Origin of the sequence: Nocardia thailandica NBRC 100428 (genome assembly GCF_000308795.1) — a bacterium.
In the GTDB taxonomy this organism is placed as follows: domain Bacteria; phylum Actinomycetota; class Actinomycetes; order Mycobacteriales; family Mycobacteriaceae; genus Nocardia; species Nocardia thailandica.
The window spans coordinates 1-21,999 of record NZ_BAGK01000176.1 but is presented as its reverse complement, the minus strand read 5'-3'; the positions used below and the strand labels follow the sequence as shown (position 1 = coordinate 21,999).

At 71.3% G+C, this 21,999-nt stretch carries 22 protein-coding genes; 10 read left to right on the top strand and 12 right to left on the bottom strand.

Annotated elements, in window-relative coordinates; all coding sequences use genetic code 11:
* Positions 1–251 precede the first annotated feature (251 nt).
* Both ON36_RS19110 and ON36_RS19105 read right to left on the bottom strand, forming a co-directional pair.
* The gene (locus tag ON36_RS19110; protein WP_043655301.1) at positions 252–902 is read right to left on the bottom strand and encodes a hypothetical protein; all 651 of its coding nucleotides are present in this window, start codon (positions 900–902) and stop codon (positions 252–254) included.
* A 64-nt stretch (positions 903–966) separates the two neighbouring features.
* A complete protein-coding gene (locus ON36_RS19105; protein WP_043655298.1) occupies positions 967–1,500 on the bottom strand; it encodes a DinB family protein in 534 nt (177 codons plus the stop codon).
* An 89-nt stretch (positions 1,501–1,589) separates the two neighbouring features.
* Here ON36_RS19105 and ON36_RS19100 point away from each other — a divergent pair, with 89 nt between their 5' ends.
* The gene (locus ON36_RS19100; RefSeq protein WP_043655295.1) at positions 1,590–2,591 is read left to right on the top strand and encodes a helix-turn-helix transcriptional regulator; all 1,002 of its coding nucleotides are present in this window, start codon (positions 1,590–1,592) and stop codon (positions 2,589–2,591) included.
* Positions 2,592–2,595: 4 nt separating this feature from the next.
* On the opposite strand, the gene ON36_RS19095 is transcribed toward ON36_RS19100, so the two are convergent.
* Together ON36_RS19095 and ON36_RS19090 are read right to left on the bottom strand one after the other, a co-directional pair.
* Complete coding sequence (locus tag ON36_RS19095) at positions 2,596–3,189, bottom strand: VanZ family protein (protein WP_218001218.1); 594 nt, start codon at positions 3,187–3,189, stop codon at positions 2,596–2,598.
* Between the two features lie 20 nt (positions 3,190–3,209).
* Positions 3,210–4,073, bottom strand: a complete 864-nt coding sequence (locus tag ON36_RS19090; protein WP_043655293.1) for an NAD(P)H-binding protein — start codon at positions 4,071–4,073, stop codon at positions 3,210–3,212.
* Positions 4,074–4,158: 85 nt separating this feature from the next.
* On the opposite strand from ON36_RS19090, the gene ON36_RS19085 reads away from it, so the two are divergent.
* From ON36_RS19085 to ON36_RS19075, 3 genes are read left to right on the top strand one after another with little or no spacing between them, the layout of a single operon-like run.
* Entirely contained in the window at positions 4,159–4,920 is a 762-nt protein-coding gene (locus ON36_RS19085; protein WP_052314128.1) for a helix-turn-helix transcriptional regulator, read from the top strand.
* A 42-nt stretch (positions 4,921–4,962) separates the two neighbouring features.
* Entirely contained in the window at positions 4,963–6,489 is a 1,527-nt protein-coding gene (locus ON36_RS19080) for an ATP-binding protein (protein ID WP_043655290.1), read from the top strand.
* The gene (locus ON36_RS19075) at positions 6,486–9,437 is read left to right on the top strand and encodes a Z1 domain-containing protein (RefSeq protein WP_043655288.1); all 2,952 of its coding nucleotides are present in this window, start codon (positions 6,486–6,488) and stop codon (positions 9,435–9,437) included. Before ON36_RS19080 ends, ON36_RS19075 begins: the two co-directional genes overlap by 4 nt.
* Positions 9,438–9,470: 33 nt before the next feature.
* On the opposite strand, the gene ON36_RS19070 is transcribed toward ON36_RS19075, so the two are convergent.
* The 6 genes from ON36_RS19070 to ON36_RS19045 form a co-directional block, all read right to left on the bottom strand.
* Positions 9,471–10,493 (bottom strand): HNH endonuclease, encoded by a 1,023-nt coding sequence (locus ON36_RS19070; RefSeq protein WP_157224943.1) that lies wholly within the window; start codon positions 10,491–10,493, stop codon positions 9,471–9,473.
* A gap of 113 nt (positions 10,494–10,606) precedes the next feature.
* Entirely contained in the window at positions 10,607–10,933 is a 327-nt protein-coding gene (locus tag ON36_RS19065; RefSeq protein WP_043655285.1) for a Clp protease N-terminal domain-containing protein, read from the bottom strand.
* A 10-nt stretch (positions 10,934–10,943) separates the two neighbouring features.
* On the bottom strand, positions 10,944–11,135 hold the full coding sequence (locus tag ON36_RS19060) for a hypothetical protein (RefSeq protein WP_043655282.1): 192 nt from the start codon (positions 11,133–11,135) through the stop codon (positions 10,944–10,946).
* Positions 11,136–11,247: 112 nt separating this feature from the next.
* Positions 11,248–11,988, bottom strand: coding sequence for a helix-turn-helix domain-containing protein (locus ON36_RS35520; RefSeq protein WP_043655279.1), 741 nt, complete (start codon positions 11,986–11,988; stop codon positions 11,248–11,250).
* A 65-nt stretch (positions 11,989–12,053) separates the two neighbouring features.
* The gene (gene cutA / locus ON36_RS19050) at positions 12,054–12,377 is read right to left on the bottom strand and encodes a divalent-cation tolerance protein CutA (RefSeq protein ID WP_043655277.1); all 324 of its coding nucleotides are present in this window, start codon (positions 12,375–12,377) and stop codon (positions 12,054–12,056) included.
* Positions 12,362–12,988: a helix-turn-helix transcriptional regulator gene (locus tag ON36_RS19045; RefSeq protein WP_043655276.1), complete on the bottom strand. Its 627-nt coding sequence runs from the start codon at positions 12,986–12,988 to the stop codon at positions 12,362–12,364. The genes cutA and ON36_RS19045 overlap by 16 nt, the downstream gene beginning before the upstream one ends.
* Before the next feature lie 154 nt (positions 12,989–13,142).
* Between ON36_RS19045 and ON36_RS34905 the strand changes: the two genes are divergently transcribed.
* From ON36_RS34905 to ON36_RS19035, 3 genes are all read left to right on the top strand, one after another.
* On the top strand, positions 13,143–13,373 hold the full coding sequence (locus ON36_RS34905) for a hypothetical protein (RefSeq protein WP_157224942.1): 231 nt from the start codon (positions 13,143–13,145) through the stop codon (positions 13,371–13,373).
* Positions 13,374–13,532: 159 nt separating this feature from the next.
* Positions 13,533–14,213: an LppP/LprE family lipoprotein gene (locus ON36_RS32855; RefSeq protein WP_157224941.1), complete on the top strand. Its 681-nt coding sequence runs from the start codon at positions 13,533–13,535 to the stop codon at positions 14,211–14,213.
* Positions 14,214–14,304: 91 nt separating this feature from the next.
* Positions 14,305–14,514, top strand: a complete 210-nt coding sequence (locus tag ON36_RS19035) for a cold-shock protein (RefSeq protein WP_043655273.1) — start codon at positions 14,305–14,307, stop codon at positions 14,512–14,514.
* A gap of 58 nt (positions 14,515–14,572) precedes the next feature.
* Here the strand turns inward: ON36_RS19035 and ON36_RS19030 are convergent, their stop codons facing one another.
* Both ON36_RS19030 and ON36_RS19025 read right to left on the bottom strand, forming a co-directional pair.
* Complete coding sequence (locus ON36_RS19030; protein WP_043655270.1) at positions 14,573–16,198, bottom strand: TerD family protein; 1,626 nt, start codon at positions 16,196–16,198, stop codon at positions 14,573–14,575.
* A gap of 117 nt (positions 16,199–16,315) precedes the next feature.
* Positions 16,316–17,104, bottom strand: coding sequence for an MHYT domain-containing protein (locus ON36_RS19025; RefSeq protein WP_043655268.1), 789 nt, complete (start codon positions 17,102–17,104; stop codon positions 16,316–16,318).
* Positions 17,105–17,587: 483 nt separating this feature from the next.
* Between ON36_RS19025 and ON36_RS19020 the strand changes: the two genes are divergently transcribed.
* The 3 genes from ON36_RS19020 (at position 17,588) to ON36_RS19010 (ending at position 21,911) form a co-directional block, all read left to right on the top strand.
* On the top strand, positions 17,588–17,791 hold the full coding sequence (locus ON36_RS19020) for a cold-shock protein (RefSeq protein ID WP_019048280.1): 204 nt from the start codon (positions 17,588–17,590) through the stop codon (positions 17,789–17,791).
* A gap of 874 nt (positions 17,792–18,665) precedes the next feature.
* Entirely contained in the window at positions 18,666–20,264 is a 1,599-nt protein-coding gene (gene serA, locus ON36_RS19015) for a phosphoglycerate dehydrogenase (protein ID WP_043655265.1), read from the top strand.
* 639 nt (positions 20,265–20,903) lie between these two features.
* A complete protein-coding gene (locus ON36_RS19010; RefSeq protein ID WP_043655262.1) occupies positions 20,904–21,911 on the top strand; it encodes a 3-isopropylmalate dehydrogenase in 1,008 nt (335 codons plus the stop codon).
* Positions 21,912–21,999: the final 88 nt, after the last annotated feature.

Sequence of the window (21,999 nt, the reverse complement as noted above, 5' to 3'; positions counted from 1 at the left end):
CTTCCCGGTGGCAGGCAGCAGTGCGAGGATCAGGGCGGCCAGGGGGAAGATCAGCAGCGCGGGCGCGTGCTGCCACGGCGGCAGGAAGCCGGTGCCGAAGATGCCGTTCAGCGCGGCGCACCCGGTCGTGGATACGCAGCGGGCGGGAAGCTCCGCGGTAGTGGTGTTCCCGGTGTCGGATACATGGTCCCCCGATACTGTCGTCGATGGTCGGTGTCACCCGTCGCGGTTTCGCGCGCGCCCTCCGAGGATCAGCGGTGTGGCGGGGCCGGGAAACCCGGGTGTCCCTGGTGCTGCCCGGGCACGCCGGGATGGCCGGCCTGGGGGGCGTAGCCCGGATGTCCGGGCGCGTACCCCACCGGTGGGGACGTCGGTCCCGCGTACGCTCCGCCGTCCCGGCGCCATCGGGTGGTCGACGGCAGGAGCGTGCAGACGAGGGTCAGGACGGGGAACACCAGCAGTGCCGGGCCGGCGAACCACGGTGCCTCGAAGCCGGTGCCGAACGTCCCGGTCAGCGGCGAATGCCCCAGGTACCGCGGCGCCTCCGACAGCTGGTGGAACTCGACGTGCTCGAGCGCGACGGCGGCGTAGCTCACCAGCACATACCCGCAGGCGAGAGCCGTCACGACCTGTCCGGCCAGGCTGCGGACCAGCAGCAGCGCCCCGCCGAAGATCAACAGGATCACCAGCAGCAGATCGGTCAGCGCGAGCCACCGGTGCAGCGGCGACATCCGCCCGGGCAGGTCCGCCCAGCCGAACCAGTCCGTTCCGTACTCGACCAGCCCGGACACTGTGGGCACCGCGGCCCCCGCCCAGACCACCGCTCCCGCGAAGGCCAACACCGCCGCGGCGATCGCCGTCGCCCCCGACGCGCGCCGCGGCGCGGCCGCAGATGGATACATTGTGCCCCCTCCGATTACCGATCGGTCCGGACACACCCTACGGTCACGCGGCGGCGGCGCGCACTCAGCCCATGGACTTCTGCCCGTCCAGCGCCTCGCGGATGATGTCGGCGTGGCCCGCGTGCTGGGCGGTCTCGGCGGCGATGTGCATCAGGGTGCGGCGCACGGTCCAGCGGGCGCCGGGCTCGAACCACGGCGCCTCGGGGAGCGGGTGGGACAGGTTCAGGTCCGGCACCTCCCGCACCAGGCGGTCGGTCTCGGCGGCCACGGCCTCGTAGGTGGCGAGCACGTCGGCGAGGGTGTCCTCGGGCAGCATCCGGAACTGGCTGCTCCAGCGCGCGATGTCCTCCTCGGTCATCTCGTCGAAGCTCGGCGCCGCGGCGGGGCCCTCCAGGATGAAGGTCGCCCAGTTCTTCTCGACCGCCGTGACGTGCTTGATCAGGCCGCCGACGCACAGTTCGCTGACGGTGGTCCGCTGCCCGGCCTGCTCGTCGGTGAGGTTCTGGGCGGTGTAGCGCAGGAAGTGGCGCGCCTTGCCGAGGGTCTCGAGGAGGTCGGCACGTTCGGCGTCGAGCTGGGGGAGCGAGGCTGTGGTCATGGGCTGGTGTCCTTTCCCGGTCGGTGTGAATACCACGGTAGAACCCATTGCGGCCAGTTTATGTCCGCAATGACCGCGATACTCGAAATATGGCTGATACGAGTGCGCGCACCCTGCGTCTGCTGTCGCTGCTGCAGACCCACCGCTACTGGCCGGGCACCGAACTGTCCGAGCGCCTCGGTGTCTCGGCCCGCACCCTGCGCCGCGACATCGACCGCCTGCGCGACCTCGGCTATCCCGTCGACGCCCGCCCCGGCGTCGACGGCGGCTACCAGCTCGCCGCGGGCGCGGCCATGCCGCCGCTGGTCGTCGACGACGACGAGGCCGTCGCCCTGACCGTCTGCCTGCAGGCGGGCTCCCAGGGCGCGGTGGACGGCCTGGCCGAACCGTCGATCCGCGCCCTGGCCAAGATCGTGACCGTCCTGCCGACGCGGCTGCGCCGCCGGGTCGACGCCCTGCGGGCGATGACCGTCGCGGGCACGTGGGGCGGCGTGCCGCTCTCCGACGTCGACCCCGCCGTCCTCACCGATCTCGCCCTGACCTGCCGCGCCGAGGAACGTCTTCGCATCACCTACACCGCCGCCGACAAGGCGCGGACCGACCGCGAGGTGGAACCCCACCGCCTGGTCTCGCTCGGCCGCCGCTGGTACCTGGTCGCCTACGACCTGACCCGCCACGACTGGCGCAGTTTCCGCGTCGACCGCATCGCCGAGTCCCGTCCCACCGGCGCGCGTTTCCGTCCCCGCGAGCTGCCCGCGCCCGACGCGGCCAGCTTCGTCCGGGACGGCATCGGTTCCCGCCGCATCGTCCACGAGGTCGTCGCCGAGATCGAGGCCCCCGCCGACGTGGTCTCGGCGCGCATCGGTCGCTGGTGCACCGTCACCGCCCTGCCCGGGGACCGCACCCGCGTCGACCTCACCGCCGACGAACTGCACTGGCCCCTGCTGGCCCTCGGCACGGCGGGCGCCGACTTCCGGATCCTGCAACCGCCGGAACTGGTGGAGCTGGTGAGCGAATGGGGGAGCCGATTCCGGCGCGCCACGCGAGGTTCCGGACCGCAGGCGATCGACCGGCCGGACGCCACGGCCTGAGCGGTCAGGTCTCGGAGACCGGCCGCGGCAGGCCGAGCCGGGCGAGCGCCCGGTCGCTCACCGAGCGCCCCCGCCGGAGCCGCGCGGCGTGGACGGCGCCGATGCCCGCGCCGATCGCCGCCCCGGTGGCGTTCATCAGGACGTCGTCGACCGAGCTGACCCGCCCGAGATCGAAGACGTATTGGCACAGCTCGAGCACCGCCGACGCCGCCGCGCCGACCGCGGTCATCCGCGCGACACCGGCCAGCCGCGGAAAGCGCAGCGGCAGCAGGAATCCGAGCGGGAGGAACAGCAGCGAATTGGCCCCGACCTGGACCAGGGCCGTGCCCGGCTCGTCGCGGAGGGTGGCGGCGAGGTCGACGAGCGGGACGAGACTGACCGCGCCCGGGCCGCCCGCCGGGGTGAGGATCATCCACACCCAGGGCAGCGTGCCCGCGAGCACGCCGATCTCGGCGACGGTGTGGCGCAGCGCGATCCGCGCCGGGACGCCGCGGCGGACCCGGCGGCGGGCGAGCGTCACGACGAGCACGGCCGCGACCGGCGCCGCGAGGGCACAGGCGATCAGCACGTGTCCCCAGGACTGCCACACCGCTCCCACCGGCGCCACTCTACGCAGCCTCACACCCGCAGTTCGGCCGTCAGCCATTCGGCCAGGGTGGTCGGGGTCGTGGTGAACACCGAGCGCGGCTGCTCGACGGCGAACCCCTCGCGCATCCAGGCCGACATCCCGATCGTCGCCGCCGCGCCGGCCTCGCTCAGCCCCGCCGCCAGCAACTGCTCGCGCTGCACGTCGTCGGGTACCTGTTCGACGCGCACGGTGCGCCCGGTGGCATCGGTCAGCAGGTCGGCGACCCGCCGCCACGACAGGTCCTCCGGGCCGTGCACCCCCTGCACGTGCCTGCCGCGCCAGGCCGTGGACAGCAGCCGGGTGACGGCGACCTCGGCGATGTCGCGCGGCGCCACCCACGGGAACGGCTGATCGACCGGGAGCGACACCCGCAGCAGGCCGACGCGGATGGCCTCGGTCTGGAACCCGAGATTGCTGAAGAAGTAGCCGCAGCGCAGGTGCGTCATGTCCGCGCCGGTGCGGTCGAGGGCGACCTCGGTGCCCGCGAGCCCGTCGATCTCCCCGGCGCCGTGCCGCAGTTCGGCCCCGGCGCTGCTCTGGAACACGACCCGCCCGATCCCGTTGCGCCGCACGGCCTCGGCGACCGAGGCGGTCGCGCGGGCATAGTCGTGCAGCGGGTCCGGGCTCGCGGCGGGTGGGTCCACCCAGTACAGGGCGTCCACACCCGCCGTCGCCGCGACCACCGCCGCGCTGTCGAACTGGTCCACCTCCCGCGTGTCCACCGCGGGCCGGAGCGCCGCGGGCAGTCGGGCGGGACGGCGGGCCAGCACGAGCGGACGAATCCCCGCCCGCACCAGCATGGCGACGACGTGGCTGCCGACATTCCCGGTCGGCGTGGTGACAGCGATGCGCATGGCCGAATCCTCTCCTCGGGTACGACCCCCACGCTAGGCACGGTGGCAGCCGGATCCTGTCCGCCACTCGTCGCACAATGGCGGCATGGACCAGGATCCGACGGCGCGCACCCTGACCCTGCTCGGCCTCCTGCAGACGGGCGGCGCCTGGCCCGCCGCGACGCTGGCCGCCCGGCTCGGGGTGGGCGTCCGCACCGTCCGGCGGGACGTCGACCGATTGCGCGGGCTCGGCTACCCGATCCGGGTGCGGCCGGGGCCGGGCAGCGGATACCGGCTCGGGCCGGGCACCTCGATCCCGCCGCTGCGGTTCACCGCGGACGAGGTGGTCGCGCTCATCGCCGGCCTGCGGATGGCCGCGCCCCGGCTCCGGGGCGACGACAGCGCCGCCACCGCCCTGGCGAAACTGGAGCAGATCCTGCCGGGGTCCCTGCGGCGCCGCGCCGCCGCCGTCGACCTCGCCGTCGCCGTGCTCGACCAGGACCACGCCGTCCCCGCGGCCACCGTCGGACTGGTCGCGGACGCCGTCGCCGAATCCGGCCGCCTGCGTTTCGATTACCGCGACCGGCACGGACAGGCCACGACCAGGACCGTCGACCCCTACCGGCACGTGCTGGGCGACGGCCGCTGGTACCTGGTCGGTTTCGACGTCGACCGCGACGACTGGCGCACCTTCCGCTTCGACCGCATCACGGCCGTGCGGCGCGTCCCTGGCACCTACCACCCGCGCCCGTTCCCGGCGGACTCCCTCGGCCGCTGGTTCGCCACGGATTTCGGCCGAGCCGACGTACCGGCGGGTAGCCCGCGGGCAGCCGCCGAACACCGCGCCCCGTCCCCGCCCAGCGCGTAGATTCCTTCTCTCGAAGAGGTTTACGACGCGTCCGGGGTGGTTATGCAAGCCGATTGGCAGTTCGAGGTTCCGACGACGGGCAGCCGGTACCTGCCCCCCGACGCCCGCTACATGGAGGCCCTCACCAGCCAGGGCTACGGCTTCGAAGCCGCCGTCGCCGACCTCGTCGACAACTCCATCGACGCCGGGGCGCGCGACGTCGTCGTGCATTTCCTGCGCGACGGCGACGACCTGCTCAGCCTGCTGATCATCGACGACGGCCGCGGCATGTCCGAGGAGGAGCTCGACGTGGCGATGACCGTCGGCGGCCGCCGCGACTACGCCGACGACGCGCTCGGCATGTTCGGCACCGGCCTGAAATCGGCGTCGCTGAGCCAGGCGTCGTCGCTGACGGTGGTGAGCCGGACGCGGAAGTCCCGGCCCGCAGGCCGCCGCTGGGCCATGGAACGCGCCCGCGCCGACTTCCAGTGCGACATCGTCGACCCCGGCTACGCCCAGTCGCTCATCGACCGCTACCACGGCTGCCCGATCACCTGGCAGGGCACCGTGATCCGCTGGGACGGTGTCAAGGACTTTCCGCGCAACGTCGGGTCCGCCCAGACCGGCCGCTACCTCGACCGCACCATCGCGCGCCTCGGCCTGCACCTCGGCGTCCAGCTGCACCGGTTCCTGTCCCGTGACGATTTCCACATCACCATCGCCGTCGAGGACGTCCGCACCGGTGACATCTACGCCAATTTCGGTGTGGTTGCCCTCGATCCGTTCGGCTACCCCGTCTCCGGTCATCCCGACTATCCGCGCGTCTTCGCCGCCGAACTCGCCGGGATCGGCCGGGTCGAGCTCACCGCCCACATCTGGCCGCCGAAGTCCTCGCTGAGCGAATACAAGGCGTTCGGCAGCGTGCTCGACCGCCAGGGCTTCTACTTCTACCGCAACCAGCGCGTCGTCCAGGCCGGTGGCTGGAACACCTTCCGCCAGCCCGAGCAGCACCTCGCCCTTGCCCGCGTCGACGTGAACCTGCCCGCCGACATCGGCGACACCTTCCGCCTGACGGTGAAGAAGGAGGGCGTCGAGGTGTCCCCGGAGTTCACCGCCGCGCTGGAGAAGGCCGTCGACGATCGGGGCCGCACCTTCGCCGACTACCTCACCGACGCCCAGCACGTCTATCGCGAGGCGCGTCGCCGCGCGGGCGCCGTCCGCAAGCCGGTGATCCCCGCGGGCCGCGGCTTCGCCGCCCCGCTGCGCGAGACCCTCGACGAGGAACTGCCCGCCCTGCCCGGCGAGGACCCCATCGCCGTCGAGTGGCGCAAACTCTCCGACGACGTGTTCTTCGACATCGACCGCGACACCCGCACCCTGGCCCTGAACCGCCGCTACCGCACCGCGCTGAACGGCGGCCGCCGCGCCACCCCCGACGACGCCCCGATGGTGAAGGCGCTCATGTACTTCCTGGTCCAGGAGGTGTTCGGCAAGGAGTTCAACGGACCACGGACCAGGGACAATCTGCAGCTGTGGCAGTCGGTGCTGCTGGCCGCCGCGCGCGCCGAGTTCGATCAGGCCGACGCGTGAGTGCCGCCGCGATCCGGCTGCGGCTGCACGAGGCGGTGCTGGGGGAGATGGCCGGGACCCGGCCGCGCAACCTCGTGTCGTCCATGCGCTACCAGGCCGAGGACCTGGCCGGGGCCGCGGAGTTCGCCACCGAGGAGGACTTCCGCGAGGCCCTGCTGCTCGTCACCGAGAACGCCGACCTCGTGCGGATGTGGCGGACCCGGCTCTACCAGTGGGACTTCGAGCCGTCCCCCGACTGGTCGGACGCCGAACCCCGCACCGACGAGCGCCGCGCGCACCTCTGCCTGCGCCTCGGCGTCGACCTCGCCACCGCGAAACTCCTGGAGGCCAACGCGCCCGTCCCCGCCCTGCCGCCGCCGGTGGTCATCGGGCAGCGCTTCGAGCCCTGGTATCGCCACCGCTCGCAGAAGTTCTCCCGGCACAGCCGCGAGGGCTACTGGAACAACTACCGCCTGTTGCTGACCGGCAAGCACTGGTCCGCCGAGGCGGTCGCCGATCTCGACGCCGCCACCGACGCGGTGGTCGAACGTCTCGCCGACCCGACCTCGCCGACCGCCTACCAGGCCAAGGGGCTGGTCGTCGGCTACGTCCAGTCCGGCAAGACCGCCAACTTCACCGGCGTCGTCGCCAAGGCGCTCGACGCCGGATACCGCCTGGTGATCGTGCTCTCGGGCACCCTGAACCTGCTGCGCGCCCAGACCCAGCGCCGGCTCGACATGGAACTCGTCGGCCGCGAGAACATCCTGCGCGGCGCCGCCGACCACGAATCCGACTACCGCGACGACCCGGCCTGGATCGAGCGCCGCTTCCTGGAACTCGGCGAGCTGCCGTCGCTGCAGGGCTGGTTCGACATCCACCGCCTCACCACCCGCGACAACGACTACCGCAGCCTCCAGCAGGGCATCTACGCCCTCGAGTTCGAGAAGCGCGAGCCCGCACTCCCGCTGTACGACCCGGCGAATCTGCCGCACACGGCGGCGCGGCTGATGGTCGTCAAGAAGAACAAGACCGTCCTGACCAAGCTGGTGAAGGACCTGCGGAAGATCAAGACCCCGCTCTCGGAGATCCCCGTCCTTATCATCGACGACGAATCCGACGAGGCCTCGGTCAACACCACCCGGCTCACCACCGACACCGAGCGCACCGCCATCAACCAGTCCCTGTCCGAGCTGCTCACGATGCTCCCGCGCGCCCAATACCTCGGCTACACGGCCACCCCGTACGCCAACGTCTTCATCGATCCCTCCGACGCCGCCGACATCTTCCCCAAGGACTTCCTGCTCTCCCTGGAACGCCCGCTCGGCTACATGGGCGCCACCGACTTCCACGACATCGACTCCGCGGTCCCCGAACACGAACGCACCTATGCCAACTCGAACGAGAAGGCCCACGTCCGCGACGTCGTCGTCGCCGACGAGGACGACACCGACGCGCTCGTCCAGGCCGTGGACATGTTCGTGCTGGCCGCCGCGATGAAGATCTACCGCGAGGAACACGGCCTGGGCGACGGCTACTTCACCCACCACACCATGCTCGTCCACGAATCCAGCTTCGTCGCCGACCATCGGGACCTGTTCGCCCGCCTCACCGGCATCTGGCGGGACGCCGACTACGCGGGCCCCGGCGGCCACGCCCGCCTGCGCGAACTCTTCGACACCGACGTCGCCCTGGTCAGCGCCGCCCGCGCCGACGGCGACCCCGTCCCGCCGTCCTTCGACGACCTGCGCCCCCACCTCGCCCCCGCCGTCTTCCGCATCGGCGGCGACCAGCAGCCGATCATCGTCGTCAACGGCGACACCGCCGTGGAGACCGGCGAGGCCGACTTCGACAAACGCCCCATCTGGAAGATCCTCGTCGGCGGCCAGAAACTGGCCCGCGGCTTCACCGTCGAGGGCCTCACCGTCTCCTATTTCCGCCGTCGCGCGGGCAACATGTCCGCCCTCATGCAGATGGGCCGCTGGTTCGGCTTCCGCCGCGGCTACCGCGACCTCGTCCGCCTCTACATCGGCCGCGAGGAATCCGGCCCCGGCCGAAAGACTTTCGACCTCTACCAGATGTTCGAGGCGATCTGCCAGGACGAGGACGCCTTCCGCCGGGAACTGCGCCAGTACGCCACCACCGTCGACGGCGAACCGCAGGTCACCCCCGCGCAGGTCCCGCCGCTGGTCTCCCAGCACCTGCCGCTGCTCCCGCCCACGAGCAAGAACAAGATGTACAACGCCAGACTGGTCGAGGTCCGCTCACCCGGCCGCTGGCGCGAACCCACCGCCTACCCGACCAGCGGCGCCGACCTGCGCCACAACGTCTGCGCCTGGGCACCCCTGCTCCGCGACCTGTCCACCGCCCCCACCTCCTTCTCCTACCACTTCCCCGACGGCGCGAGCACCCACGAGGTCGGCGCCCACCACACCCTGGTCGCCGCCGACCGCGTCCTCGACGTCCTCGAATCGCTGCGCTGGCGCGCCGAACGCCAATTCGCCCCCGACCTCGAATACCTGCGCGCGATCACCGCCGACGGCGACGTCCGCGACTGGGCCCTCCTGTGCCCCTACCCCAACCGCACCGCCGCCCAACTCCCCCTCGCCGACCACCTCCTACCCCGCTGGGACCGGGCCCGCCGCCGAGACCCCCTCTTCGGCACCATCAGCTACCACTGGCACCGCACCATCGCCCGCCGCGTCGCCGGCGCAATGGAATATTCAGGTGATCCGGCCACCGAATCCCTGGTAGCCCCGCGACGCGGCGCGATCCTGGTCCACCCGGTGGTGGAACCCGCCCACCTCGCCGACATCGCCCCCGACGGCACCCTCGACCCCGGCAAGATCGTGCTGACCTTCGGCTTCATCGCCCCCGCCACCGCGCTCGGACGGGATTCCCGGGTGGTGCGATTCGAAACGAAGGACGCGTCTACGGAGAGCGTGGTGGTGGAGGTGGACGGAACCGTCTGAACCATCGCCGGGAGGCGGTGGAGGAGGCGTCAGTTATCGATCCGCGAGCGGCGCGGAGGATTCCGCTGCCTCCGCATCGGCGGTCGAGAACACGAATCGATGCCGACCCGGCCACGCGATGTCTGCGATCGGCGTCGGCTCGGGCGTGCTGGGAACGCCCGCCAGGAAATCCTCGAACCGCGCCCTCAGCTTGTCGGGCGACGGATTGAACTTCTTGTGTGAGGGCGGCTGGAGCTTCACGCGGTGCAGACCTTTGAGGCCGTACTCCACGATGGGGCCTTCATCGTCGGCTCGACGCAATTCGGCGCCGACATGGACGGTGCTGTCGGGCGCGATGCCGATCAGATTCCTGTCGAACGCCGTGTGGTGGATACGGCACAAACTGAGACCGTTGTTGATATCGGCCGTGCCCTGTTCCTGCTTGTCCGGGATGATGTGTGCCGCCTCGAGCAGTTGCGGCCGTCCCAGGCGGCAGATGGCACAGCGGTTTTCGTAGGCGATGAGGACTCGACTGCGGAACTGCGGCTGGTGGAGCCGCTGTGTCGTGAGGACCTGGGCGTACTGGCGTTCGAGTGGCGTCAGGTGGAGCGGATCGGCGACGCGCTGCAGTCGTTCGTCCAGCGCGATGATGATGCGTCGCTCCGCGGGGTCGTCGGCCACCGTGAAAACGGGAAACACCGGCACATACCGTGTGGCGTTCCCGACCTCGATCCAGCGCAGCAGGATGAACGGCAGGTTCGTCGTGAACGTCTTGCGTAGCTTTGCGTTGTCCCCGCGATCGATGGGGCCCTCGCGATAGGCGTATCCGTACAGTGATTCGCCGACGGTGGCATCGGAGTAGGGGCTACCCGGTTTGGACATGACCGACAGCGTCGCGACGAAAGAGCGCGGATTCCTGATTCCTCGATTTCTGTCGATCAGCGGCAGGGGTTCTCCCCGGATGGTGAACGAAGTCAGCGCATCGCGCGTGACTGCGCCGCCTGCCTCCTCGACCATCAGGCGCAGAGCATCGAATATCTCATAGCGAAGCTCGCGCTCCCCGTCCACATTTGACACACGACCAGTTTGCCATCCGCGCACCGGTTTTCCGGGCTCGTGATCGACCTTGCCGACTCATGACCGGACGTGCCGCAAATGGTGAGTCGACGAGGGACTCGCGGGTTGCGGTGTCAGTTCGAGGTGTTGCCTGTGGCGGGTCCGGTGCGGATCGTGCTGACCTGGACCGCGCCGACCGGCCCTACATGCTGCGCCTGCACCGGCGGCAGATTGTCCAGGACCACCTGGCGCAGCTGGGCGAGGGTGATCGGTTCGTCGGGCGGCCAGTGGGCGGCGAGGAAGCCTCGGGGGTCCTCCAGGAAGGCCAGCAGGAGGTGTTCCTCGGCGAGGTAGTTGTAGCCGTGTTCGGCGGACAGGGCTGCGGCGCGGTGGAGTTGGCGTTCGGTGCCGACGGGAATCCAGCCGGTGATGGTGGTGACGCTGTGGTCTCGGGTGGTCATTCGGTCCCTCCTAGAGGACTTCGAGGTCGTGGTAGAAGCCGCCGAGGCAGGTGAGTTCGGTGGTGGACTGGTCGAGGATGACGATGCCGCCGCCGTCCTCGCAGTCGGTGGTGGTGACGGCGCGGGCGGGGGCGGCGGCGAGGAGCAGGGCGGCGGGTAGGGCGCAGGTCGTGAGGACGGCGGCAGTGAATCGGGTTCGCATGGAGGGCCTTTCGGGACGACGTCGGTGCTCGGGTGGGTACTTCGAGCTTCGTCCAGAGGGGCTGTCGGCGGAACGGACGCTGGTTGTACGGAGCTCGTACGGAACGCGTACGTCAGGCGGCGTGGAGGGCGCGCATGGCCGTGGTCGCCAGGGACAGGCCCTGTTCGGCGAGGTCGCCCGCCGCGTGATGGTCGCCGCGGTGCAGGGCGCAGCGGCTCTCGATGGCCCAGACCCAGGTCTCGAGGTCGCGGTCGGCGACGAGGCGGGCGAGGGTGCGGGCCTCGCGGCAGTACAGCTGGGCGGCGCCGTGGTCGCCGAGGTCGGTGTGCAGGAAGGCGAGCAGGCTCGCGGTGTGGGCGGCGAGGTGGAAGAACCGGGCGGCGTGGCGGGGGTGGCGGCCGTGGGTGAGCAGGTCGGACAGGGCGAGGTGGGTGTGGTGGAGGTGGTGGGCCAGGACGCGGCGTGGCGCGGTGGCGTGGTCGTCGAGGACGGCGTGGAGGGTGAGCGTGTAGGTGTCGGCGAGGGCGTCGTCGGTGCTCAGCGCGGACAGGGCCCGGAGGCGCGCGGCGATGGCCGCGGCCTCGGCCGGAGCGGTGCCGGGGTGGTCGGCCAGCGCGGCGTCGAGGCGGGCGCGGTCCGCCGGGGAGAGCCGGGACAGGACGGTGTCCATCGCCTCGGCGTGCCGGGCGGTCAGGGTGATGGTGGCGCCGCGGCGTTCCCACTTGCTGACGGCGGCGACGCTGAAGCCGAGGAGTTCGGCGAACTCGCGCTGGGTGAGCCGCAGGGCGGCGCGGCGCAGGGCCCTGACCTCTCGGCCGGTCCACGTGGTGATGTGGCGGGAAGTGGGGGTCACCGCATCAGTGTGGGGCTCGGCACCGACAGCCCGTGGCGGCTCCGGTGGCGGATCGGGCGGCGCTGTCAGAGCGCCGTCTGCTCCAGGACCCAGGCCAGGTAGCCCGGGTGGGCGTCGGTGACCGGAACCGCGAGGACCTGGGGGGTGTCGTAGGGATGTTCCTTGTCGGCGCGGGCGATGATCGTCGGGACGTGGGTGGCGCGGGTGTGCAGCAGGACGAGGGCTTCGGCGTCGTCCTGGACGGCGCCGTCCCAGGCGTAGATGGAGCGCACGGCGGGCAGGATGTTGCCGCAGGCGGCCAGCCGGTCCGCGACCAGGGCACGGGTGAAATCGGCCAGCCAGTCGGCGGATTCGGCGGTGATGGTGACGGTGACTAGCTGCTCGGCCATGCGGTCAAGTGTCCGTCAGTGCGGCGGAGTGCGTCCACCAGGGGCTCGGCGAGGCGGCGGTGCCGGGTGATCGCGCCCCAGCCCCGGACGACCATGCCCGCGGCGGACTGGCCGACCCAGGTGCCCGCCAGGGCGAGGCCCTGCGGATGCAGCGCGAAATAGAGCGCGCCCTTGGACCGCACGGCCGCCTCGGTGGCGACGTACCAGCCCATCAGCGACTCGTTGTCCCAGACCCGCAGCTCGCCGCGCCATTCGTAGGAGCCCTCGCTGACGGGACGGGCGCGGGCGCCGTCCAGCAGCAGGAACTGGCCGTCCTGGACGATGCCCAGCTCGTGGACGTCGACGCGCTCACCGTCGGCGCCCCAGGTCTGCCAGGCGGCCCACCAGTCGCCGGACAGGTCGAGGGCGCGTGTCGCCTGGCCGGCCAGTTCGCTCACCGAAACACCCAGGGCTTCGGCTAGTTTGGTACCGATGACTAGGTCGGGGAGGGTCTCGCCGGACTCGTATCGGCTGATCGTCTTCTGGTCGGTGCCGACGAGTCGGCCGAGCGCGGTCTGGGAGAGGTCGAGGTGTTTCCGGCGACGCCGGATCACGTCGGCTGTCGGGTTCATACGCCGAGTATTTCAGACGTATCCGTCTGAGATAGACGAATTCGACTGGACGGCGCATGATGCTGATCAGCACCCCGGCGCCAGGAGGCAATGGCCCGAACGCCGGGTGTGCAACCCAGGTTTCGGACTCGTCGAGAGGTCGTGAGAGCTCGGGATGGTGGATGGTGCTTGTACCGAACCAGGAGGTTCGGTCCCGATCGCGGCGCGGCTGCGCCGGGTCGAGGCGCGGGCGGGGAATCGCGGGCTGGCGGTGCGGCGGGCGCCGGCGCCGCCCTACGGGTGGGAGTTGTACTCGCCGGCGCGGGTGGTGTGCCGGGGGACGCTCGACAACGTCGAGGACTGGTTGACGGCCGCCGAGCAGCAGGCGGCGGCGGGGGAGCAGTGACGCCCGGGTCCCGTCCGGGAGGGTGCGGGTTTCGCCACCAAGGGCTGGGATCCGCTCGATCGGCCTAACGGGGTTCCGTGGGCTCCCGATGCAGCAGGCAGAGCCGTCGACGACGGAGCTCCGAGCGGATCGAGGGGAACCATGAAGAACGGAATTCGGGTGTCTGTGCTGGTCGCGGCGGTCGCCGCCTCGCTGGTCGCGTGCACCGGCGAGCAGGGGACGACCGGGGCCGCGGGGACGTCCGCCGCGCCGGTCACGTCCTCGGCGCGACCGGAGGCGACGGCGACCGGGGCGCCGTCCCCCGAGGTCGAGGAGGCGCCGGGTGGGCGGCCGACCGGCGCGCCGGCCACCGGGCGCCCGGGCGGGGAGGCGACGGCGCCGACGGTCGCGCCCGCCCCGGAGACCACACCGGGCCGGGCGGCCGACGACATCGGCGGGCCGGGGCGGTGCATCGACCCGGCCTCGGCCGGGGTGCGTCGGGCCCTCGCGGGGCTGGGCGGCGGATGGGTCGCCTCCGGGGCGTCGACCGACGCGCCCGGCGAGTGCGGGCAGCTGCTGTGGGTGCGGGCGGTCGGCGGCAACTCCGCGGCCGCGCCCATCCACCTGCTGTTCTTCCACGCGGGCGCCTACCTGGGGACCGCGACATGGGAGCCCTACGCGTTCACCTCGGTGTCGGGATCGAACGGGAATTCGGTGACGGCCCAGTACAAGTGGCTGGCCGGGGACGAACCGTTCGCGGCGCCGCAGGGCGGTCCCGCGACGATCACCTATACCTGGACCGGGTCCTCGGTGGCGATGAGCGGACCGCTGCCGAAGGAGGTCACCGAGCCGCACCGGTGAGCCGGGTCCCGATTACCCGGGACGGGCGTGCGCCCGGCCCGGGACATGGGACCATTACCGGCGTCGGTTGGCGGTCAGGAGAGGTTTGCGGATGGCGCGTGGCTGGGTGCGATGGTTCGACGTGCGGAAGGGATTCGGGTTCATCGCCGTGGACGGCGGCGGGCCGGACGTGTTCGTCGTCTACACCGAGCTCGTGGGCGAAGGGTTCCGGACGCTCGAAGAGGGTCAGTGGGTGGAATTCGATGTGCGGGAAGCGAAATCGGGTCCCGAGGCGGTGGGCGTGCGGCTGGCGCGGCGGTAGCCCGCGGAACCGACGGCCGGGTGTACTCGCCCGGGCGTGAACCCGGGCGACGCGGCGGTCAGATCCGGGCGCCCTTGGCGAGATTGCAACGCCTGCACAGGATCTGCAGGTTCGCCGCGCTGGTCGCGCCGCCCTGGCTGAACGGGATGATGTGGTCGAACTCGAGGTAGTTCCGGTCGCCGCACTGGCAGCACTTGCCGCCGTCGCGCTGCCACACCTCCGTCTTGATGTGCTGCGGAATCGAGCGGGTGTCGCGCTGTCCCGGCGCGAGGACCAGCCGCTTGGCCACCCGCAGGGCGCCTTCGAGGACGGCGGCGGCGTACTCCGCGTCGCTCACCGCGAACGTGCCGCCGCCCCGCGCGGTCGTCGCCGCGACGACGACATTGCCGTACTCGCTGGTCACCGAGACGACCTTGGCCCAGGGGAGCTCCATGCCCGCGCCGTTGCCGACGAACCGGAGCTTCTTGCTCGACCCGATGAGCCGGCCCGGCGTGACGCGCGGGCCGCTCGCGAGGTATTTGACCTGCCGGGCATCGGCTTCCAGGTAGAGGATCTCGTCGGCCTCCAGGTGCAGGCTCGAACTCTGGATCCGGGGCAGATCGCCCGACCGGACCCGGGTCAGGCTCCGGCCGCGGCGCATGCGTTCGCGCAACTGCCCCAGGTGGGCGGCAGCAGGCGCGAGGTCGGCGGCGCGCTCCAGGACGCGCACGGTGGCCTCGAAGGTCTCGATCTCCGGTTCGTCGATCTCGCCGTCGGCGAAGGCGAAGGCGACGAGGCGCTCGACGTAGGCCATGGCCAGGGGGCGCAGCGCCTCGCGCGCGGTGCTGTCGGCGATCTGCTGGAAGCGCAGGCTCACCCACAGCTCGTCCCAGGCGGGGCCGGTCGGCCCGGTGGTGATCAGGACCTGCCAGGCCCGGTCGTGCCAGGTCCGCAGGAACGCCGACACGTCGTTCTCGCACCACCGGCACGGGCTGACCCGGCCGAACGCCTGGGCCCGGACCGGCCTGCCGCACCGGGTGCACAGCCCCCGGCCCGGGGCGACCGACGGCCGGGTGTCGGCCGACCACGCGGCGCCGCTCCACCACCGCAGCGTCCCGGCCGCCGATTCGTCGGGATACCAGCCGGGTTCGCGCGCGGGCGACGCGGGCGCGGGCGAGGCCGGCGGCTCGGCGGCCGTGGGCCGCTCGTCGTCGACCGTCACACCGAACTCTTCGGCGAGGCCGCGCAGGCCGCTGTTCCATCCCTGCCCGACATTGCGGAACTTCCAGCCGCCCGCGCGGCGGTAGAACTCGCCGAAGACGATGGCGGAGACGGGCTCCGGCTGCGACAGCTCGACGGTGATCGGGGCGCCGGTGTCCTCGCGGACCGTGAGGACGAGGTCGGGGATCTCCTGGAACGTGCCCGCCTCGACCGACCCGGTGAGGACGATCCGGTCGACGCCGGGCTCGACCGTGGCCAGCGCGAGGTGCACGGTGGCACTGCCCGCGCCGGAGTCGACCAGCCGCACGGTGCCGGAGGGGTGCTCGGGGGCGTTGAAGAAGACGAAGTCGTCGTCCGAGCGGATCCGGCCCGACGGGCCGAGGAGCAGCGCCTGCGGGTCGACCTCCCGGCCCGCGCCCCACCGCAGGACCGCCGTGACAGTGGACGCGGAGATCTGGGCATTGCCGCCCTTGACCAGTTTCACCAGGTGCCGACCGTTCTCGTGATGCTCGTGCGCGGCCGTGACCGCTTCTGCCGCAAGAAGATTAGCGATCCGGTGTGACACGTTTCGCGATTCGCCGGTACTACTTCTGGGTACGGGTCAGCGGGCGGCGTTGCGGGTGCTGTGCCAGTAGCGGCTGGCTCGCTGACCGGTGACGGGGCGGGCGAGGCTGGGGTCCTCGGCTTCGGTGATGCCGACCTGCATCAGCAGGACGAGCGTGACCATGCTGATGCCGATGATCAGCGGGGTCAGCAGCTGGCCCGCGCTGGCGCCTGCCGCGTGGGCGGCGGAGTCGGGGTGCGCGGCCATGGCGAACATCGCCGTGTAGTGCATGCCGGTGACGGCCACGCCCATGATCAGCGCGGCGCCGATGGTGGCGAGCAGGCCGTGGATGTGCAGGGCGAACCACAGGGCGGCGGTGGCGGCGACGACGGCGATCAGCAGCGACAGGGCGACCAGCAGGGGGTCGTAGGTCACGGCGACGTCGGTCTTCATCGCGTACATGCCCGCGTAGTGCATGCCCGCCACCCCGAGGCCGGTGATGGCCCCGCCGACGGGCAGGGCGGCGGTGTCGTGGTCGCGTTTGACCACGATCGACAGCCCCAGCCAGACCACGGCGATGGCGATGGCGGCGCTGCACAGGGTGATGGGGATGTTGTAGCGGATGGTGGAGCCGTGGATGGAGAAGCCGAGCATCGCGATGAAATGCATCACCCAGATGCCGGTGCCGCCGAGCGCGACGGCCGCGGCGGTCAGCCAGCCGCCGTGTCCCTGCGCGGCGCGCGAGCGAACCATGAAACGTAGCGCCAGCATCGAACCGAGCACCGACATCAGATACGCCGGCAACGGGGTCGTCCAGCCGTAGGTGAAGTGGTCGATCTGCAACACGCTCTACTCCTCGGGAGATAGCCGGTACCGGGCCGGAGGCCCTGGAAACCGGAAACTACGCTGGTGAGGAATTTGTCGTAACAGAATGCTGCAAATTGTCTAGCCTGGCTGACACCCCGCGCCCGGGGGGTGTACCGGGACGGCGGCCGGTATTGTTCCCGAACGGCAGCATCCCGGTGGCAAACCGTCCGGCACACTTCCGGCATCCGCGCAGGCCGCGCCGGGTTTGTGCCCGGAAACAAGGTCACCGGCACCCGCGCTGTGTGAAAAGACCGGACCGCGCGGGAACTCCGGCGAACCGTCCCGGCGTTGTACGGGTGGTCGCGGGCGATCGCGGCTGATGTCACCGCTGGATGTCCGGGTCAGATACCTCACAGTCGGCGGGGCCCGGTGTGGAGGAACTGATCGCACCATGGCATCGTTAAGCAACGAGAACGGGGTTGATCACCTAGGCGACCCCGGCTCGTCAACAGAAGGTATGAAATGGCTCAAGGCATTGTGAAGTGGTTCAACAGCGAGAAGGGCTTCGGCTTCATCGCGCAGGACGGCGGCGGTCCCGACGTCTTCGTGCATTACTCGGCTGTGAGCGGCTCGGGTTTCCGCTCCCTCGATGAGGGTCAGCGCGTGGAGTTCGAGATCGGCCAGGGCCAGAAGGGCCCGCAGGCCCAGGACGTCCGCGTCATCTAGTTCTCACCAGAGACTTGTGAGGCCCCGCACCGGATCGGTGCGGGGCCTCGCTGCGTCCGGGGGAGGTCGGGGTCGCGGGTTCGGAAGAACTGCGCGGGCACGGTCCCGGAGCTCCTCTCGCGGGTTCGGGGCTTCAGCGCCGTGAGTTCGGCCACCGCCGCCGGGATCCACGGACAGCGCGCAGCCCTCCATCAGGGTCGGCACGTGCGCGGGCGCCACCGCGGCGCCGGGGCCGCATCCGTCGAAGCGGGAATCGTGCGCGGAAGCGTGCGGTGACGACAGGGAGGCCGCTTTCCCGGGCGCACCCGGGATCGTCGGGAACCGATCGGTCGCGCGGAAATAGCGGACAGGAAAGGCGGCTACCGGACATCGCGCGGCGGCGGTCGGGGCCGGGGTCTTTCGCCGGGGAAATGACCGTGGCGGCGACCGGTATCGTCTCGGTCTCGCGGGCGTCGGCGGCGGTAACGAGACCGGAACATCGCCACGTCGAAGGCATCTTTCCGGTCTCGATGGGCCGAAATGGGCGGTCCGTGGATATCGGAATCGTCGAGTGTCTTCCGCGCGCACGGCGAGGGGCATAACCTCGTTTGCGTCGTGTTTGCGAGTCGTCCCGATCCGGCGGCGGACCGGGCCCGAATGTGGAGAGGACACCGATTGGGCGCTGATTGCGAAGAGCCGATGAACGGCAGCCCCGTCGGCATGGCGACCGGCTGCTGACATCACCGACACAACCTGCGGACCCCGCGTCACTCCCCCGGTGGCGCGGGGTCTCCTCTTCGACGCTGTCCGGCGGCCGGTTCCACCGCCCGCACCTGCGCCGACTATCCTTGGCGGCGAAAACCGCCGATCCCCTCTCTTCCAGGAGTACCCCACAGTGAGCCAAGCAGGGCGCCCCGTTGTTCTGATCGCCGACAAGCTCGCCCAGTCGACCGTCGACGCGCTCGGTGACGGCGTCGAGGTCCGCTGGGTGGACGGTCCCGACCGTCCGGCCCTGCTCGCCGCGGTGCCGGAGGCCGACGCCATCCTGGTCCGGTCGGCGACCACCGTCGATGCCGAGGTGCTCGACGCGGGCAAGAACCTGAAGATCGTCGCCCGCGCCGGCGTCGGCCTCGACAACGTCGACGTGCCCGCCGCGACCGAGCGCGGCGTCATGGTCGTCAACGCGCCGACCTCCAACATCCACACCGCCGCCGAGCACGCGGTCACCCTGCTGCTCGCCGCCGCCCGCCAGATCCCGGCCGCCGACGCCACCCTGCGCGAGAAGACCTGGCAGCGCAGCAAGTTCAACGGCGTCGAGATCTTCGACAAGACCGTCGGCGTCATCGGCCTCGGCCGCATCGGCCAGCTGTTCGCCGCCCGCCTCGCCGCGTTCGAGACCAAGATCGTCGCCTACGACCCCTACGTGTCGCCGGCCAAGGCCGCCCAGCTGGGCATCGAGTTGCTCACCCTCGACGAGGTCCTGCAGCGCGCCGACTTCATCTCGGTGCACCTGCCCAAGACCCCCGAGACCAAGGGCCTGCTCTCGGCCGAGAAGCTGGCGCTCACCAAGCCGGGCGTCGTCATCGTCAACGCCGCGCGCGGCGGCCTCATCGACGAGCAGGCCCTGGCCGACTCGATCAAGTCCGGCCACGTGCGCGCCGCGGGCCTCGACGTGTTCGAGACCGAGCCCTGCACCGACAGCCCGCTGTTCGACCTGCCGCAGGTCGTCGTCACCCCGCACCTGGGCGCCTCCACCTCCGAGGCCCAGGACCGCGCGGGCACCGACGTCGCCAAGTCGGTGCTGCTCGCCCTGGCCGGCGAGTTCGTGCCCGGCGCGGTCAACGTCACCGGCGGCGCCGTCAACGACGAGGTCGCCCCCTGGCTGGACGTGGTCCGCAAGCAGGGCGCCCTGCTCGGCGCCATCGCCAGCGAGCTGCCCGTCAGCCTCGAGGTCCAGGTCCGCGGCGAGCTGGCCGCCCAGGACGTCGCGGTGCTCGAGCTGTCGGCCCTGCGCGGCGTCTTCTCCGCCCTGGTCGAGGACCAGGTCACCTTCGTCAACGCCCCGGCGCTGGCCAAGGAGCGCGGCATCACCGCCGAGGTCACCACCGCCACCGAGAGCCCGAACCACCGCAGCGTCGTCGACCTGCGCGCCGTGTTCGGCGACGGCAGCACCCTGAACGTGGCGGGCACCCTGACCGAACCGCAGCAGGTCGAGAAGATCGTCAACATCAACGGCCGCAACTACGACATGCGCGCCGAGGGCCTCAACCTGGCCGTCCTCAACTACGAGGACAAGCCGGGCGCCCTGGGCAAGATCGGCACCAAGCTCGGCGAGGCCGAGGTCGACATCCTCGCCGCGCAGCTGAGCCAGGACGTCGACGCCGAAGGCGCCACCGTCATCCTGCGCGTCAACACCGAGGTCCCGGCCGAGGTGCAGACCGCGATCGCCGAGGCCGTCGGCGCCGCCAAGGTCGTGCTGGTCGACCTGAGCTGAGTTGTCGGAGCGCTGGCGCGCTCGAGTCGCGGCCCTTCGGGCCCCGACGACAAGCGGGGCGAAACTCGCGCCTTCGGCGCATGGTCTCGCCCCGCTTGTCGTCGAAGCGGCCGCGACGCACGCTGCGCGTGCGGCCCTCCTCGAGGTCGGCCCCGGGTCTCGGTTCCCGGTGCGGGCGGGCTTCGAGTTCGGCCTCTGGGGGCGCGGTCTCGGTGCCTGGTGCGGGGCGGGCCTTCTCGAGGTCGGCCTCGGGGTGGCGGGTCACGGTGCTCGGTGCGGGGCGGGCCGCTTGCGGCTCGGACCGGGTCGGGCGGTCTCGGCGACGTAGCGGGAGCGGGCCCTCTGCGGCCGTGCGTTGCGAAATGTTGGGTGGGACGCCGCGCACGCCACGATGCCGTCGCGGCGGCGGGGGAGACATCGTCCCGCGGTCGCGCGGCGCGCCGGTCCGGGCAGTGGGACACCGGGCTCCCGGCCCGTGCGGGGGGTGCGTAATGTCACTGTGCGGATGCCACGGGAACCGCCGGCGCGGCCGTGGCCTACGACGGGCTGGACGTCTTCGCTCGCAGCCGTCACCGGAACGGGCCGGATGTTCTCCGGCGCGGCCGTCCTCAACTGAATCCGAATGGAGTTCGCAAACCTATGAAGCTCGCAGTCATCCCCGGTGACGGCATCGGTCCCGAGGTCATCGCCGAGGCGCTCAAGGTGCTCGACGTGGTCGCGCCGGGCTCGGAGAAGACCCACTACGACCTGGGTGCCGCCCGCTACCACCGCACCGGGGAGATCCTGCCCGACTCGGTGCTGCCCGAGCTCAAGGAGCACGACGCCATCCTGCTCGGCGCGATCGGCGATCCGTCGGTGCCGTCGGGCGTGCTCGAGCGCGGTCTGCTGCTGACCACCCGGTTCGCGCTGGACCACCACGTGAACCTGCGCCCGTCCAAGCTGTACCCGGGCGTCACCAGCCCGCTGGCGGGCAACCCGGACATCGACTTCGTCGTCGTGCGCGAGGGCACCGAGGGCCCCTACACCGGCACCGGCGGCGCGATCCGCGTCGGCACCCCGCACGAGGTCGCCACCGAGGTGTCCAACAACACCCGCTTCGGCATCGAGCGCGTCGTGCGCTACGCCTTCGCCACCGCGCAGGCCCGCCGCAAGCACCTGACCCTGGTGCACAAGAACAACGTGCTGACCTTCGCCGGCTCGCTGTGGCAGCGCACCGTGGACGCGGTCGCCACCGAGTTCCCTGAGGTCACCACGGCCTACCAGCACATCGACGCCGCCACGATCCACATGGTCAACGACCCGGGCCGCTTCGACGTGATCGTCACCGACAACCTGTTCGGCGACATCATCACCGACCTCGCCGCCGCCGTCTCCGGCGGGATCGGCCTGGCCGCCTCCGGCAACATCGACGCCTCGGGCACCAACCCGAGCATGTTCGAGCCGGTCCACGGCAGCGCCCCCGACATCGCGGGCCAGTCCAAGGCCGACCCGACCGCCGCCATCCTGTCGGTCGCGCTGCTGCTCAACCACCAGGGCAACACCGAGGCCGCCGCCCGCATCGAGTCCGCGGTCGCCAAGGACCTGGCCTCGCGCACCGGCGCCGCCTCCACCGTGGAGGTCGGCGACCGCATTGCCGCCATCGTCTGACGCGGCGACTGTCTGACACGAAGACTGTCTGACACGACGACGAACGAGGCCGCACGGACGTCCGTGCGGCCTCGTTCGCGTTCCGGCG